The sequence below is a fragment of the uncultured Methanobrevibacter sp. genome, from assembly GCF_934746965.1.
In the GTDB taxonomy this organism is placed as follows: domain Archaea; phylum Methanobacteriota; class Methanobacteria; order Methanobacteriales; family Methanobacteriaceae; genus Methanocatella.
Genome location: NZ_CAKVFS010000014.1, coordinates 1 through 15,875, shown reverse-complemented (window position 1 = coordinate 15,875; position 15,875 = coordinate 1). Strand labels below are relative to the sequence as shown.

General features: G+C 29.9%; 12 protein-coding genes. 1 reads left to right on the top strand and 11 read right to left on the bottom strand.

Going from position 1 to position 15,875, the window contains the following annotated elements; all coding sequences use genetic code 11:
* Together Q0984_RS08835 and Q0984_RS08830 are read right to left on the bottom strand one after the other, a co-directional pair.
* Nucleotides 1–2,462: right-handed parallel beta-helix repeat-containing protein (locus Q0984_RS08835; RefSeq protein ID WP_299526711.1), on the bottom strand; the 2,462-nt coding region annotated here is incomplete at its 3' end.
* A gap of 234 nt (nucleotides 2,463–2,696) precedes the next feature.
* A complete protein-coding gene (locus Q0984_RS08830; RefSeq protein ID WP_299526708.1) occupies nucleotides 2,697–5,327 on the bottom strand; it encodes a right-handed parallel beta-helix repeat-containing protein in 2,631 nt (876 codons plus the stop codon).
* 166 nt (nucleotides 5,328–5,493) lie between these two features.
* On the opposite strand from Q0984_RS08830, the gene pyrC reads away from it, so the two are divergent.
* The gene (gene pyrC, locus Q0984_RS08825; RefSeq protein ID WP_299526705.1) at nucleotides 5,494–6,738 is read left to right on the top strand and encodes a dihydroorotase family protein; all 1,245 of its coding nucleotides are present in this window, start codon (nucleotides 5,494–5,496) and stop codon (nucleotides 6,736–6,738) included.
* 43 nt (nucleotides 6,739–6,781) lie between these two features.
* Here pyrC and Q0984_RS08820 read toward each other — a convergent pair whose 3' ends face one another.
* The 9 genes from Q0984_RS08820 to Q0984_RS08780 all read right to left on the bottom strand — a co-directional run bounded on the left by Q0984_RS08820 (nucleotide 6,782) and on the right by Q0984_RS08780 (nucleotide 15,718).
* Nucleotides 6,782–8,023, bottom strand: a complete 1,242-nt coding sequence (locus tag Q0984_RS08820; protein WP_299526702.1) for a 4Fe-4S binding protein — start codon at nucleotides 8,021–8,023, stop codon at nucleotides 6,782–6,784.
* Between the two features lie 16 nt (nucleotides 8,024–8,039).
* On the bottom strand, nucleotides 8,040–9,464 hold the full coding sequence (locus tag Q0984_RS08815) for a Ni/Fe hydrogenase subunit alpha (protein WP_299526699.1): 1,425 nt from the start codon (nucleotides 9,462–9,464) through the stop codon (nucleotides 8,040–8,042).
* Between the two features lies 1 nt (nucleotide 9,465).
* On the bottom strand, nucleotides 9,466–10,392 hold the full coding sequence (mvhG, locus tag Q0984_RS08810; RefSeq protein WP_299526696.1) for a F420-non-reducing hydrogenase subunit MvhG: 927 nt from the start codon (nucleotides 10,390–10,392) through the stop codon (nucleotides 9,466–9,468).
* Nucleotides 10,393–10,407: 15 nt separating this feature from the next.
* Entirely contained in the window at nucleotides 10,408–10,833 is a 426-nt protein-coding gene (locus Q0984_RS08805) for a hydrogenase iron-sulfur subunit (protein WP_299526693.1), read from the bottom strand.
* Nucleotides 10,834–11,159: 326 nt separating this feature from the next.
* Nucleotides 11,160–12,410, bottom strand: a complete 1,251-nt coding sequence (locus Q0984_RS08800) for a SufD family Fe-S cluster assembly protein (RefSeq protein WP_299526690.1) — start codon at nucleotides 12,408–12,410, stop codon at nucleotides 11,160–11,162.
* Nucleotides 12,376–13,134, bottom strand: a complete 759-nt coding sequence (locus Q0984_RS08795) for an ABC transporter ATP-binding protein (RefSeq protein WP_299526687.1) — start codon at nucleotides 13,132–13,134, stop codon at nucleotides 12,376–12,378. Before Q0984_RS08795 ends, Q0984_RS08800 begins: the two co-directional genes overlap by 35 nt.
* Nucleotides 13,135–13,281: 147 nt before the next feature.
* A complete protein-coding gene (locus Q0984_RS08790) occupies nucleotides 13,282–13,548 on the bottom strand; it encodes a PRC-barrel domain-containing protein (RefSeq protein WP_299526631.1) in 267 nt (88 codons plus the stop codon).
* A 62-nt stretch (nucleotides 13,549–13,610) separates the two neighbouring features.
* Nucleotides 13,611–14,228: an NTP transferase domain-containing protein gene (locus Q0984_RS08785; RefSeq protein WP_299526628.1), complete on the bottom strand. Its 618-nt coding sequence runs from the start codon at nucleotides 14,226–14,228 to the stop codon at nucleotides 13,611–13,613.
* 20 nt (nucleotides 14,229–14,248) lie between these two features.
* Complete coding sequence (locus Q0984_RS08780) at nucleotides 14,249–15,718, bottom strand: methanogenesis marker 14 protein (RefSeq protein ID WP_299526625.1); 1,470 nt, start codon at nucleotides 15,716–15,718, stop codon at nucleotides 14,249–14,251.
* Between the last annotated feature and the right edge of the window lie 157 nt (nucleotides 15,719–15,875).

Below are 15,875 nucleotides of genomic sequence, written 5' to 3'. Positions count from 1 at the left end.
ACAGTAACATTAACTACACCAGAAACAATATCAGGAACAGACACACCAATAACAGCATCATCACCAACAACAATATCATCAACACTAACAATCACACTAGATGAAACTTTTGATACTGTGAAATTAGTAGAATTACTACTTGGTAAATATTTGTCATCTCCCCCATATTTTACATTAACATTATAGTTTCCAGCAACTAAATTAGAAATAGTTAAAGTTCCTTTACCATCAACAATAGCTACATCATAAGACCTACCATTAACAGTAACATTAACTACACCAGAAACAATATCAGGAACAGACACACCAATAACAGCATCATCACCAACAACAATATCTTTAACATCAACTGCAACAGAAGAAGCTAATTTAGATACTGTGAAACGAACTGTAGTTTGTGCTTGATTATTTTTAGTGTCTTCCGGTGCAATAAATTGAACTAAATAACTTCCTGCAGGCAAATCAGATATTTTTATTGATCTTTGACCATATATATAGAAAGACTCATATCTAATACCCTTTGAACCATCTAAATAAATAATTAATTCAACTTCTATAGAAGATACAGATGAAGACACATTAATAATAACATCTTCGCCACATTTAATAGAACTAGCATTAATACTAAGGACTGGGTTTAATTTATTCACACTAAATGATGCTGAAGCAAATGAGTCTTTATAATAATTTTGACCTGTGAAGTAAGCAGATACATCATATTTACCTGCTTTTAACCATTTTACTTCTAAAGTCCCGATACCATTTTTAATAGCTACATTATAAGTTTGACCATTTACAACAACTTTTACTGTTCCATTTATTCCTGGAGTAAGTGTTACATTAATTACTGCAGTTTCATCAACATTAATATTACCTACAACAAGTTTAATTCCAGTATTGATTTTATCAACAAAGAAAGTTTTAGTAACAGTAGTACCATTAAAATTATTATTACCATTATAAGTTACAGTAATATTATGTTCTCCAAATTCTAACAATCCTAAATCATAAACAAGAGATCCTGAACCATTAAAATCAATAGTTTCTATTTTTCCATTGAAGTTAATAGTTATCGTACCATTAACCATAGGTGAAAGTTTAATAGTAGCTGTAGCATTTTTAGTTATATCTGCATCTATAGCAACATTAATATCTAAAGGTCCATTACCAGATACTTTACTTTTATCTTTAGCTTTAACAGAATTATCTCCTTTAAATGAACTAGAAACAAGATAATTACCCATAACTGTTACATTATTACTCCTACTATCAGACCATACAGCATATTGTCCCCTAGCAATAATTGTATTATTTAAAATTAATAAATCAGTAGAAAATGGTTTTAAAAATATTCCTCTATTTCCAACATTAATTACATTATCTTCAATTGTTGCAGATCCTCTTGTAATTACAATAGCATCAGTAGTTGCAGTTATATTATTACCATAAATATATGCTTTTTCAACAACTGCTCTTTGATGAGCCATTTCTATACCGGTTCTTACATTAATAAAAGTGTTGTTTATTATAGTTGTACCATTTACATCATCTTGGATATAAATACCATCATATGCATTAGATATAGTATTTCCTATAAATGTATTTTGACCAATAGTTTTACCAACATTTGAATTACCTTGTAATTTAATAGCATAACACATTGCACTACTTATACCATTTCCATCAAGAATATTATTTTTAAATAAGTTACCTTCACTAATACCAGTTACACTAAGAGTTGAAAAACCTAATCCAACAAAAATAACATTTGCTGCTTTAGAATAAATCTTATTATCAGTTATATTATTATAACTTGATGTAACAATATTCATAGGCACTTTACCTGAAGATTGAGAAATAGTATTATTTCTAATATTACAATAAGATGAATTTACCATATAAACAACATTATTTGGAGCTGCTACAGTACCTGCTGATGAATAAAGATTAGAATTAATAACTGTAATATTTTTAGTATGCTGAATTAAAATAGGTATTAAAAATATACCATCATTATTACTCCATTTACCAACATTATTATTAATAGTTACTCCATTTACAATAGAACCTTCACTTCCTGGAATAAAATTAAATCCTACATTTGTAAAAGTAGTATTAGCCCCAGCAGGCAAAATAGTTAAATTTTTACTTATTACAAAACATTTATCTGATACATTATCAATTTTTAAAACATCCCCATTATTAAACGGAGCAGTATCTAATATATCTCCAGTTTCATTATCAAAATAGTTTTCATAATTATCATTTGTTATTGTATATTCCTTTGCATTATTTGCATAAATAGGACTATCCATAATAACTGAATCAATTGATACACGATTTATTGCTGTATCTGCATCAACTGCATTATCTACAGTATTATTTACATCATCTGCAGCACTTACAGCACCAATTGAAACAATGAACATTAAACATATGAATATTAAATATTTAAAATTCATTAATACAAATCCTCCATTTTATATGTAATCAAAAATATTTGTAGAAAAATAAAATAGTTTTGACATATTTCAATATAGTTATTAAATTATTTAAATATATATTTTCAAAAAAAGAAAAATAAAATTAAACAAAAATAAGTTATTTACAACAGACATGCTTAAATTGCATTATAAAAAAACAAACAATTTAAAAAAAAAAGAGGAAATAATAACCTCCTTGAAAAATTTTAAAAATTATTTTTTCTTATATCCAACAACTAACAATGCAAAAATGACCACAATAACCACAATAAAAAATATCAAATAATTATTATCATCAATATTTTTAGAAACATTGGATTTTTCAATTTCATGAGCTTCTGGTGAAGAAGAAGCACCAGGTGAACGTGGACTAGCTTGACCTGCACCAACATTTGATTTTATAGATTTAGATTCACTAGGATTTCCATTATTAGTTTCATCACTGTGACTATATGAAGGCAACATATTTAAACTATCACCAACATCAGAATCACTATCTGAGTCTGTAACATTATTATCAAATTCAGTATTTTTACCATTGCCTTCAGATGTAGAATCATCATTCTTTTTAGTATTATCTTCAGAAGTATTATTATCTGGAATGGTTGTGTTATTGACATCAGATGTGGAATTATCTGTATTTGTAGTATTATCAATAATTTCTGTGTTGTTAGATGTAGAATTACTTACATTTGTATTATTAATTTCAGTATTATTCGTAATGTTAGTTGTAGAATTATCAATATCAGTATTATTCGTAATTTCAGATGTAGAATTACTTATATTCTTATTGTCATCAACTTTAGTTGGATCTTTAATAGAATCTTTACCTTTGAAAAAGTCATCCCATAAATCTTTAATAAAATCAAATATTTTATTTATAAATGAGCTACTTTCTCCCATGTATTTTTTATTATCAGATCCATTGAAATTTTTAGAATTATAAAGATAAATATAATCCCCAATATTTCCAGTAAAATCTTTAATTTCATTATCAGTGAAATTGACATATTGAATTTGGTAATATGTGTCATTAGCTAAAATCATTAAACCATTATTATTTTCAATAATATTTCTCACAATATTAATTTTCGAAGCTATAGATTCAAATAATGCCCCACCATTAAGAGAATTATTTGCAAAATAATTATTATTAACTTCAACATTACCTAAAGGACCATCAACATCAGTTTTACCATCAATATAATAAAATCCACCGAATAATGAATAAATAATTCCATTACCCTGTGCAACAGTATTTTCAATAAAAGAATTGCCAGTAATTGTAACATTATCAACTACCATAATAGCAATTATAGGACCTAAACTATCATTATTACCCACTTTTCTAAAGACATTTCCTGAAATAACCGTGAAATGAGAATTTATATTAACATATCCTTGATGAGAATTACCATCAGAACCTCCACCATAGAAATAATTATTTTTAATATTAATATATCTTCCAGTGTAAGTATCAATTGCATAAGTGGAATTTATAAATATATTTGAAGTTATATCAACATTATTTCCATGTTCTACAGAAATAGATTTCCTGGAATTATTAAATATATTATTACTAATAGTTAAATTCGCAGTTTTATCTTCACCTATAGCATTAAGATAATGAACACCATTAGAATTTTCGAAATAATTAAATGCAATTGTATTATTTACTCCACCATCAATTAATATTTCAAAAACTTCCCAATAACTAGGATCTTCAAAATAACCTTTATCAGTAGCATTTCCATCTCTATAAAAAGTATTTCCACTAATAACCATATTATTTCCACTAAGCCACATGGATTGTGCAAGAGATCGTGCATTATTATTAATAAAAGTATTATTTAAAATAAGACAACCTTCACCACCATTAATATCTATAGGAGCACTTGCTGCAGAGTTATTTGAAAATGTATTATTAATTATGAATACTTTATTATATGCTGAAATAGCACTAGCTATACCTTTATTACTTAAATATATCTTTTCAGTGACATAAGAAGATAACATAGCATATATTTCATTTGAATCAAATTCATTATTTGTAAAAATTGAAACAGATGCGTTTGAGTAAATAGCTCCACCATATTTATCAGATAAATCCACATTTTTATTCATATTATTTGTGTACCCATAAATATAGTTTTTAATAAATTTAGAATTTCTAACTAATAAATTATCTCCATAGTTATAAATAGCTCCACCATACATTTTTCCATTTTTATACCAATTAGTATTAAATACATGATTTTCTACAAAAGAGCAGTTATCAACAGTAAAATTATTAGCAAAGTTAGCTATTGCACCACCTTTCAAAATACCATTACTAATTTTTGCATAATTTTCAATGAAATTAGAATTTTTAATAGTTGATCCATCTTGAAGATTATATATGGCTCCACCACTAACTGAAGCAACATTAGATTTAAAAGTACAATTATTTAAAATCAATGTTCCATTATTGTAAATAGCACCACCAAAACTAGCTTTATTATTTACAAAAATACAATTATTTAATATTAAAGTACCTTCATTGTAAATAGCACCACCATTGATTCCTTTAGCACCTGTTAAATTTAAGTTAGATAAAGTTAACTTACCACCACTAGAAATATTAAAAATACTATTTCCATTATTAGCTGAAACAGTAGCAATATCCTTAGATTCAATTGAAATATCACTATCAATTAAAATAGTACTATCAACAACATAATTAAAATCATCCAACACGACATTATTATCTAATGTCATATTATTCAAAGAATCAACTGCAGAAACTGAATTAACACATAACACAAACAACAATCCTAAAATTAAAATCTTTAATTTAAAGTTCATATTTTTCACCTCCATTTAATTCCATGATAGTCAATGAAAATTAAAGGAAAATTGACTATTAAATAATTATTAAAATGTAACATATTTAAAACTTTTTAATAAAATAACCAACTAAAAAATTATTAGGTTTAACTAATAAATATAAGATTAAAAAGGAGAATAAAAAATGGACACTATACTTGAAAATTGTAAATTATTAAATAAACCTGGAAATTTCTATATCGGAATTAAAAATGGAAAAATAGGCAAAATATCCAAAATTCCATTTGAAGGAAGTAAAAAAATTGATATTAAAGAAAAATTACTTCTTCCAGGATTTATTGACCCTCATGTTCATTTTAGAGATCCGGGATTAACTCAAAAAGAAGATTTTAAAACAGGTAGCTTAAGTGCCGCAAATGGTGGATTTACAACAGTTATAGATATGCCAAATACTCTCCCACAAACAAACACATACAAAGCATTGAAAGAAAAAATAAAAATTGCTGATAAAAAAAGTGTTGTGAATTATGAACTTCAAGCAGGATGGAATACACTAAAAGAAATGGAAAAAATAATCACATTAAATCCAATATCTTTTAAAATATTTATGGATTTGGAAGATGATAACACTTTAGAACAAATATTTGAAGATTTAAAAACATTAAAAGAAACTACTTCATATAATGGTCTTGTAGCTACACATTGTGAAAATAAAACTATTGTAAACGAAGAAACTAATAAATTAAAACAAAAAGAAGAAAACATTCCAATCGATTATAGTTATGGAAGACCTGCTAAAGCAGAAGACAAATCAGTAAAACAAGCTATTGAATTAGCTAACAAAAATGATTTAAAATTACACATATGTCATTTAAGTTCTAAAAAATCATTAGAACTAGCTAAATCCAATAATATAAGCTATGAATTTACACCCCACCATTTACTATTAAATAATAATGCATATAACACTTATGGAACAATGATTAAAACAAATCCTCCTTTAAGAACAACAACAGATAAAATAAATATTAATGATATTGATGAAAAATCAATTATTGGAACTGATCATGCTCCTCACACATTAGAAGATAAAAATCATGGAGTGTGGAGTTCTTCACCAGGAATTCCTGGACTTGAAACAGTAGTTCCACTTTTATTAACTCAAGTTAACAAAGGAAATCTTGATTTAAAATTAATTCCAAAAATATTATCTGAAAATGCTGCAAAAACTTATCATTTAAAAAATAAAGGATCAATAGCTATTGGAAAAGATGCTGATTTTACAGTTATTGATTTGAAAAAAGAAGGTAAATTTAATATTGAAAATTTTAAAACAAAAGCAGAGTACTCTCCATTTGATGGTCAAAAATATATTGGTGAATCAGTAATGACTATAATTGATGGTAAAGTAATAATAAATAAAATCTAATTTTTTAAAAAAAAAATAAAATGATGAAAGGTGTAAATTACACCTATGCATCATATAATGCGTGTTTAGGACATGCTTCGATACATTGACCACATAAAGTACAGAATCCCATGATTGGGAATTTATCATTACCTGTTGCATGGAGCATATTATATGGACATGCTTCGATACAGTCACCACATTCATTACATTTGTATGGGTTGAATTCTATCCTATCTCTAGATACAGTTTCGCCATTAATAACTTTTTCTATTGTTCCAACAGATAAAGCATCATTTGAACATACTGCTGCACATGCTCCACATCTAATACAACTTGTAAAAGATGGTTCTGCATCAGTTTCTTCTAATGCTGGGCATAACATACCAGAGTTAGTTACTACACGAATTGCTTCAGTAGGACATTTATTAGCACATGCACCAATAAAGTCACATTTTTCAGCATCATAACCTAATCCTTCAGTATCTGCAGGAATTCCATCAGCCCATTCAACATTCATATTTAATGCATCAGTAGGACAAAGTTCTACACATAATTTACATGCAGCACATGCATCTGGAAGCAATACAGATAAATTAGCATTATTAGCTTTAATAAAGTTACCTGGACATGCTTCAACACAAGTGTTACATCCAATACATTTAGCTAATTCTAAATCGAAAGCTTTAATGTCTTTTCCACGTTTTGCAGGTTTTTTCTCAGATATGAATACTGCATTCCAAGGACAAGTTTGGGAACATAAACCACATTTAATACAAACATCATCAGCAATAGTTATTGTTCCACCAATTTCATCAAGAGTAATTGCATCAACAGGACATGGATCTACACAAGTTCCACAACCTACACAATTATTAATGTAAATAGGTCCTTTACCTTCAAGGTCAATAGGTTCGCCTTTAGGTTCTACAATACCTGGAATACCAATTACTTCAACCGGACAAATGTCTACACATTTTTGACACATTACACAGAAACCTTCAACTCCCATTAAGTCGTTTCCTGTAAGTTTAATAGTGTCTTGTGGGCAAGCTTCAGCACATTTACCACAGGAGTTACATAAAGTAGAATTGAAAACTAATCTTACTTGATCTTCAGCATCTTCTGCAATAGAATAGGTTTCTACTTTTAATGCACCTTCAGGACAAACATCAGCACATTTTGGTTCTCCACCACAAGTATCACAGTGAATAATGGAAGTAGGTGTTACATCAATAGCTGAGGTTGGGCAGGTACCTTCACAAGCACCACACCTTATACAGCCATCTTCATTAAATACTATCATTATTAAAACCCCTCAATTAGAATTTTTTAATGATGTTTCCTTCACTGTCTACAATATCTACTTCAGCTAATCTCATTTGGCTATCCATAGTATGAGTTGCACAAGATAAACATGGGTCGTATGCTCTGATAACCATTTCCATTAAGTTGAATATTTTATCGTCTACTTCTACACCAGGTTTGATGTAATCTTTAGCTACTTGTTGAATACCCATTTCCATAGCAGGGTTGTTTTGAATAGTAGCTACAACAATGTTAGCTTCAGTTACTAAACCATTGTCATCACATGCATAGTTGTGTATTAAAGTACCACGAGCAGCTTCTACAATACCTGCACCTTCACCAGCAGTTCTTTCTAATTCTTCTGGGAATTTTTCACCAGATAAATCTTGGTCTAATGCATCAGCAGCACATTCAGCAGCTGCTAATAATTCAATAAGTCTAGCCCAGTGGAATAATAATGGTGCTTGTGCATATCCAAATTTGTCATGGAATTCTTCAAATGCAGCTTGTGCAAGAGGTGCTGCATCTGGCATTTTATCAGCAACGTTAATCCTAGATAATGGTGCTACTCTGTAAATACCTTCAGGATATCCTAATTCTTTAATATATGGGAATTTTAACCAGGAGTGAGGTTTTACATGTTCAGCAACAATATCTTTGTATTCTAAGTTTTTGTATTCAGTGTAAATACTACCATCAACATCTTTAATTCTTACATTACCGTTGTAAACATCCCATACACCATCATTTACAAGACCACAGTGTCTGGTGTCACCAAAGTAACCTAAAGATTTGATTAAGTCCATTTTTTCTTCAAAGATTGGTTTAGCTAAGTCAAGAGTAGCTTGTGCTAATTCTACGTTTCTTTGAGCTCTTTGTAATAAATCTTTTTGAGTTTCATCATCTAATTCAGTTGAAATACCTCCAGGAGTAGAGGAAGTTGGGTGAATTGGACGACCACCGATTTTTCTTACAATTTCTAAACCATTTCTCCTAAGTTCAATTGCTTGGAGTGCAATATCAGGTTGATCTTTGATAATTTGGAAAACATTTCTGGTTTTTCTAGTTCCGTCAGGAATTATTAAATCTGGTGCAGCTAAGAAGTAGAAATGAAGTGCGTGGGAGTGCATGAATGAACCCCAGTTCATAATTTCTCTCATTTTGTATGCTGCAGGTAAGATTTTTTCATCTTCAAAACCGAAAATTTGATCAGTAGCTTTTGCAGCTGCTAAGTGGTGTTGAACATCACAAATACCACAGATTCTTGGTACAATTCTAGCTACTTCTTCAATTGGACGGCCTTGTAAGAATTTTTCAAAACCTCTGAATTCCATAACGTGTAATTTTGTATCTACCACATTTCCATCATCATCGAGCTGTACAGTAATTTTAGCGTGACCTTCAATACGTGTTACAGGCTCCATAGTAAGTTTTACCATATTATTCTCCTCCTTTCTGCATTTTCATAGGGACTAAAGCAGCAGGTAATGTGTAAGTATAGAAAGTACCTACAATATCATCTAATTGATCTGCTACAGCTTCAGGGTCAACAGTTTTATCTTCTTCGACACCATAATCAGATGCAATAGCACTAATCATTTTTGCACCTTGATCTAATACATTTGCAGTAGGACCATAACATCCTCTACATTGGATTCCAATAGTAGGACATTCTGCACCACATAATGAAACAGTTGCAGGACCCATACAAATTAAACCTTGGGAAATTAAACATAAATCTTTTTCAGGAGCTCCAACTTCAAATTGTCTTTTAATGAAGTCCATAGCTAAACCAGCAGGTGGTTTTTCTCTAGGACATACTTCACAAAGGTTAGTTGAAGGTAATTCAATAGTTTCTCCACGTAATAATGTTAAAACAGCTTCAGCTACAACATCAGAACGAGGTGGACAACCTGGGATTATTAAATCAATATCCATTACTTCATCTAAAGGTCTTACCCTACTTTCAAGAGCAGGTACTTCTTCATTAGGAATAATTCCTTCTGGGTTAACTGTAGTACAAGAATTAATATAAGCTTCTTCTTCTAATTCATCTACAGTCCATAAGTTACCAAGTCCAGGAATTCCTCCGTAACAGGAGCAAGTTCCGTAAGCAATAACCATTTTAGCTTTTTCATTTAACATTTCAGCTAATTCCCTGTTTTCATCATTTCTGATTCCACCTTCTACGATGAGAACATCTAATTCAGGTACTTCATCATATTTGGTATCCATAAGTACAGGGGAGAATTCAAAATCAGCTAATTCCATAACATCTAATAAAGATTCGTGGAAATCAGCAATTGATAAGTGGCAACCGGAACATCCGCCTAACCACATTGTTCCTATTTTTACTTTATCAGCCATAATAACTCCTCCAATCTAGTTTTCAGCATCTAATTGTTCTTTTAATGGTGCAGGACCTAAATCTTTGATTCTGTTAACCATCATTTTAACAGCTTCAGAGAATTTTTCACCTTCGGATGCAGAAATCCAATCGTGGTGAACTCTTTCTTTTCCAATTCCCATATCTTCAACAAGTTTGTAGATTAATCTCATTCTACGATCTAATTTATAGTTTCCAGAATCATAGTGGCAGTCACCCATGTGACATCCAGCTACAAATACACCATCTGCCCCTTCTTTAAATGCTTTTAACACAAATTGTGGGTCAATTCTTCCAGAACACATTACACGAATAACTCTAATATTCGGTGGGTATTGCATCCTTGCAGTACCTGCTGTGTCTGCTCCTCCATAGGAACACCAGTTGCAACAAAACATTACAATTTTTACATCATCAGCCATAGAGTTTTTCCTCCTCTATCATATTTTTTACTTTATACTTTGAAATTATAATTTCAAAATAATTTTTTTCAAATTTAAAAAATTTTTTAAATTCTTCTTTAAGGCAAAAAATTTAGTCATACCTTAATTTCTTACCTTAATTCACAATTTTATGTACTTAATGAGCTAGCTCAGCATAACATTAACGTACTGATTAATATATTAATTTAATAATTAATATAAAGGTTACTTAGAACTTAAAGCCAAAAAGTTTATATACTATAAAACAAGAATTTTGAAAATTAATAAAAAAAGTTAAAAGTTTAAAAAAAGAAAAAATAATGGGATTACATCCCATCTACACTCATATCAATCATTTTTTGAGTATCCGCAGCCAATTCATCAGGAAGTCCTGTAATATCCATACTTAAGAAACCTCTGACAATCATAGAAGCTGCTTCTTCCTCAGTTATTCCCCTAGAAGTTAAATAATTAATTTCATCTTCATCGATTTTTCCAACTGCTGCTTCATGAGACATTTCAAGATTTGCAGAACTTGCCTCAAGTTCAGGAACTGCATAAATCATACTATCATCAGATAAAACCAATCCATGACATTCTAAATGTCCTTTTACTTCAGGAACTGTACCTGCCAAATGTCCTCTAGCATATATCTGAGACTCATCTTGAGATACTGCACGAGAAATAACTTCCCCTCTTGCACCAGGTGCATTAAGATAAGCTCTTGATCCAACATCAATAATTGAATCTTTCTTACCTCCTTGAATACTTTGGAAAATAGCTCTTGAATTTGCACCATTACAATATGCAGTAGGATAAGATTGTAAAGTATTAACTGGACTAGTTAAAATATAATTATTTAAATAAGTACCATTTTCAGCAACTTTAATTCCAGTTCTTGGACGTACTTCCACTTGTTCTGCCCAATTATGAACCATAGTAAAAGTTATTTTAGCTCCGGGTTTTATATACATTTCAGAAACACCAACGTGCATTGCAGAAGAAATATCTTCACCAGTTGCACATCCAGTAATCAAATGTAATTCAGAGTTTTCTTCAGCAATAACTACATTATGTGCAGTTTGCATAATATCTTCATCACTAATAAACATGCATGCTTGTACTGGGAAAACCTCTTTAGTTCCAGGTAAAGATCTTACAAAATAACCACTTTTAATCCCATCTTTTTCTTCACGTAAAGCAGTTTTTGCAGTATATTTATCTGCATCAGGTTTTACAACATTCCACATATAATCTTTAAGCCAGTGATACTTATCTAAAGCAACACCTATATTCATAACTTCAACAGAGTTAGACATTGAGTTATTTGTAAATATATTAGACTGATCAACTTGTAAAAATGAACCTGACCTTCCTTTTTCCTCAGTATCAACACCTACTTTTAAAAGAGTGTTTTTAGTTTTTTTAGAAACATCATCTAAATCATCTAAAAGATCCATCCCATCAATAATTTCATCAGAGAAATTTTCAATTGTAACATCCACTCCAAGAGGAGCTTTTTTATCTTTAGCTCTTTCAGCATCATTTAATACATTGCGCACATTCAACACATCCATTGAAACCTTCTTTTCTAATGTCCTCAATAATCTCTGTAGGGTTACCAGAACAAGCTATTTCTCCATTCATCAATACATGAGCTTTATCAGCACTTACAAAATTTAAAATATAACCTAAATGAGTAATTAAAAGCCCACTTCTTTTTCTAGATCCTTGTTTTTTATCTTTATCAAGCAAAGTACCAATTTCACTAGCTATTAACTCAACATTTTCAATATCTACACCAGAATCAGGTTCATCAAACATGGTGAAATCCGGCATTTGAGCAAGTAATTGTAAAATTTCAGAACGTTTAACTTCTCCACCAGAAAATCCAAAATTAACATCCCTATCTAAAAATTCATCATTAAATTTAAGTTTTTGTGCTAATCCAACCATTCTTTCATTTAATGGTTCTTCAACATCCTGATGAGATTCGATTTTAAGTAAATCACGAACAGATACTCCACGAATAGATGGAGGAGTTTGGAAACTTACACCAATTCCTAATTTAACACGTTCAGCAGTACTCAAATTAGTGATATCAGTGCCTTTAAATTTTATAGTTCCATTAACTACATTATATTGTGGAAAACCAAGAATTGTTAAAAATAAAGTACTTTTACCAGCACCATTAGGGCCTAAAAGAACATGAGTCTCCCCCTCATCAATTGAAAGATTAATATCCTTCAAAACTCTTTTACCAGCCACTTCCACAGCCAAATTTTTAATTTCAAGTAACATATCATCACCTCTTAAAAAAGACATAATCTATATAACATTATTACATTTAGATTAAGACATATAAAAATATGTTTAATTAAATTTTTATAAAAAAATAAACTTTAAAAAAAGTTATTTGAAAAAAAATAGACAAGTAACTAAAAAAAATTATTCAGTTACAATAATAAATTCTCCAACTTTTTCAACTTTAGCAAAAGGAACTAATAAAATATCCCCATTTCTTTTAGCACCTTTAACATGAATATTACGGCCACTTTCTACCCTAATAGCAATATCAACAATTTTTCCAGTTTTTTCATTGATAATTAACTCATCCAACACACCAAGAATACGAGCATTATTAGTAGCCACTTGATAATTTTTAATTTCACTCCATAATTTTTCTTCCCTTTTAGGAATTTGTTTATTATCCATTACATCACCCTAATCAAATTTCATTAATTATATAAACTATCTTAACTTCATCATATTTAAATTTAAAGAGTTTTATTAACAAAGGCAGTATAAAATTTTTCAGCAACTTTACTATCTTTAAGAGTGTTAATATTTAAAGCTAATTCAATTTTAGATAAAACCAGACATTTTTCATCCTGAACCTTATTAATACTTCTTAAAACATTTACTCCAGATGGAACACAACCATTAAATTCATATGAATAATCCAAGCATAATTTTTCAAAAATTTCAACTGGAACCTGAGCAGATAACGAATCTTTATCAGATTCTAAATATTTATCCAATATCAAATCAACTGTTTCACCATTAACAAAAGGTAAATCTGCATTAATAAACAATAAAACATCATCTTTTGATTTTGATTCAAAAAAAGTTAAAATATAAGATAAGTCCTCCAAATAATCATTTCCAGAAGTATTTAAAATTTGAAAATCCCCATCTATTGATTTCAAATATTGGGTTGTTTTCAAAGTATTATGACTCACAGCAATAATTACTTTTTCAACTAATTTAGATGAACTTAAATTATCTAAAACATATTTAATTAAAGGTTTGTTATGTAATTTAAATAGAGGTTTTTCAACATCCACTTTTAAGCGAGTTCCTCTACCTCCAGCCATCACAATAGCATAAATCATAACAAAGCCCTCAAAATTAATTATGCATATTTACTACCTTGCAATTTCATCCGTTTACCAAGAATACATTTTTGACCTTGACAACCACCAATAGGTGATTTTTGAGTACCCATAGAATTCATACAACGAGCCATAATCGCTGAACCTAAAGCCAAACCATCTTCAACAAACACTACATTCTCAAACTTATCCCGAACAGCTTCTAAAATAAGCTGAGGTTTACGTCCAGTAATACCTGCCCTACCAGTAATACCTAATGCAGAACCTTCAGTAACAATACCTTCTTTAAATGCAACATCCAACACACGAGTAACAATTTTTGCACTTACATAATCCATAGTAGATAATAATGTTGGAAGACCATCATTTTCATAAAATTTAGACCCAAGATCCATTAATTCACCTAACTTATCACCATTAACTCCAACATCACAACCAATTAAAGTTGTACCTGCATTTTCAGATGCAACAGGATCCAATGGAACAGTACCAAACCTATCTACATCCATGGGCACTTTACGAATATCAATTAATTTATGAGCTTCTTCAGCATTAGCCTGAGCTTTTTTAGTATTAGCTTTTTTAATTAATTTATCAGAATATAAATCCAATGCAGCACCATTCTTTTTATCAATTTCACCAGAGCCTCTAGCTAAAGAGTCACTAACTACACCAGCTAAACCTAAAAAATTACCTACAGTATTTGCATAAGGTTGATTATCATTAACAACACGTCCAGCTAATGTAGAACCAAAATCAAGAGAAATACAAGGATTTCTATAATCAACATCAGTCCATTTAGCACCTAATTTTATACCTGCAGTAACAAGCTCTCCTTCCATCTCATTTGCAACAGTCTCTTTACCTTTAGGTGGAACAACACTAACCACTGCACCATCAAACATTACATTATCCAAAAGAGAATATTTTTGTAATCTTTCAGGAAGCTGAGAAACACTCATAGCAGGAGACATTTTTCTTGGAGGAATACCTGCATCTAAACAACCATCAGCTAATGCAATAACCAATTGCCCAGCCTCTTCAGCAGTAGCAAAACCTGCAGTTACCCCCGTAGAACGAACAACAAAATCTAAATCATTGTCTTTATCCACATGACATTTTCTTAAAGATTCTAAGACAGTGTCTTTAACCATATCTGCAACAGCTTCTTTTGAAAGTTCAATACCCCAAACAGTTTTACCAAAAACTTCTTCATTAGCTTTAGGAGGACGAATATCCCTAGTCATTTTTACTGTTTTATCAAGTAAATAACATTCACTAGTATTTAAATTAGTTGCTGTAACAACACATTTAGTAGTAGTGTTACCTAATTCTACAGAAGCAGTTACATAAAAAACATCTGGCTTTTTAACAGCACCAGGACTTTGTGGACCTGCCCTATTAGCTCTTAAAGAGTCTAAATTTCCCTCATGAGACTTAGCAATTATAGGTTTAGGACCTTTATTAAAAATTTTACCTAAAAAAGACATTATTTAACCTCAACAAACTCAATTAAAAGTTAATTAATAATATCTTTTTATAATAATATAAATTTTATTAAATGAATTTTAAAAAAAAAGAGTCTGTAAAATTTTATAGGCTTATTTGATTTTTATGTGTTTTTCGGTCCAATTTTGCATTTGATAG

Bases quoted from the DNA above. Each gene is read 5' to 3' on its own strand.
- Q0984_RS08830 (WP_299526708.1), bottom strand. From the start codon at position 5,327: ATGAACTTTAAATTAAAGATTTTAATTTTAGGATTGTTGTTTGTGTTA.
- pyrC (WP_299526705.1), top strand. From the start codon at position 5,494: ATGGACACTATACTTGAAAATTGTAAATTATTAAATAAACCTGGAAAT.
- Q0984_RS08820 (WP_299526702.1), bottom strand. From the start codon at position 8,023: ATGATAGTATTTAATGAAGATGGCTGTATAAGGTGTGGTGCTTGTGAA.
- Q0984_RS08815 (WP_299526699.1), bottom strand. From the start codon at position 9,464: ATGGTAAAACTTACTATGGAGCCTGTAACACGTATTGAAGGTCACGCT.
- mvhG (WP_299526696.1), bottom strand. From the start codon at position 10,392: ATGGCTGATAAAGTAAAAATAGGAACAATGTGGTTAGGCGGATGTTCC.
- Q0984_RS08805 (WP_299526693.1), bottom strand. From the start codon at position 10,833: ATGGCTGATGATGTAAAAATTGTAATGTTTTGTTGCAACTGGTGTTCC.
- Q0984_RS08800 (WP_299526690.1), bottom strand. From the start codon at position 12,410: ATGGATGTGTTGAATGTGCGCAATGTATTAAATGATGCTGAAAGAGCT.
- Q0984_RS08795 (WP_299526687.1), bottom strand. From the start codon at position 13,134: ATGTTACTTGAAATTAAAAATTTGGCTGTGGAAGTGGCTGGTAAAAGA.
- Q0984_RS08790 (WP_299526631.1), bottom strand. From the start codon at position 13,548: ATGGATAATAAACAAATTCCTAAAAGGGAAGAAAAATTATGGAGTGAA.
- Q0984_RS08785 (WP_299526628.1), bottom strand. From the start codon at position 14,228: ATGATTTATGCTATTGTGATGGCTGGAGGTAGAGGAACTCGCTTAAAA.
- Q0984_RS08780 (WP_299526625.1), bottom strand. From the start codon at position 15,718: ATGTCTTTTTTAGGTAAAATTTTTAATAAAGGTCCTAAACCTATAATT.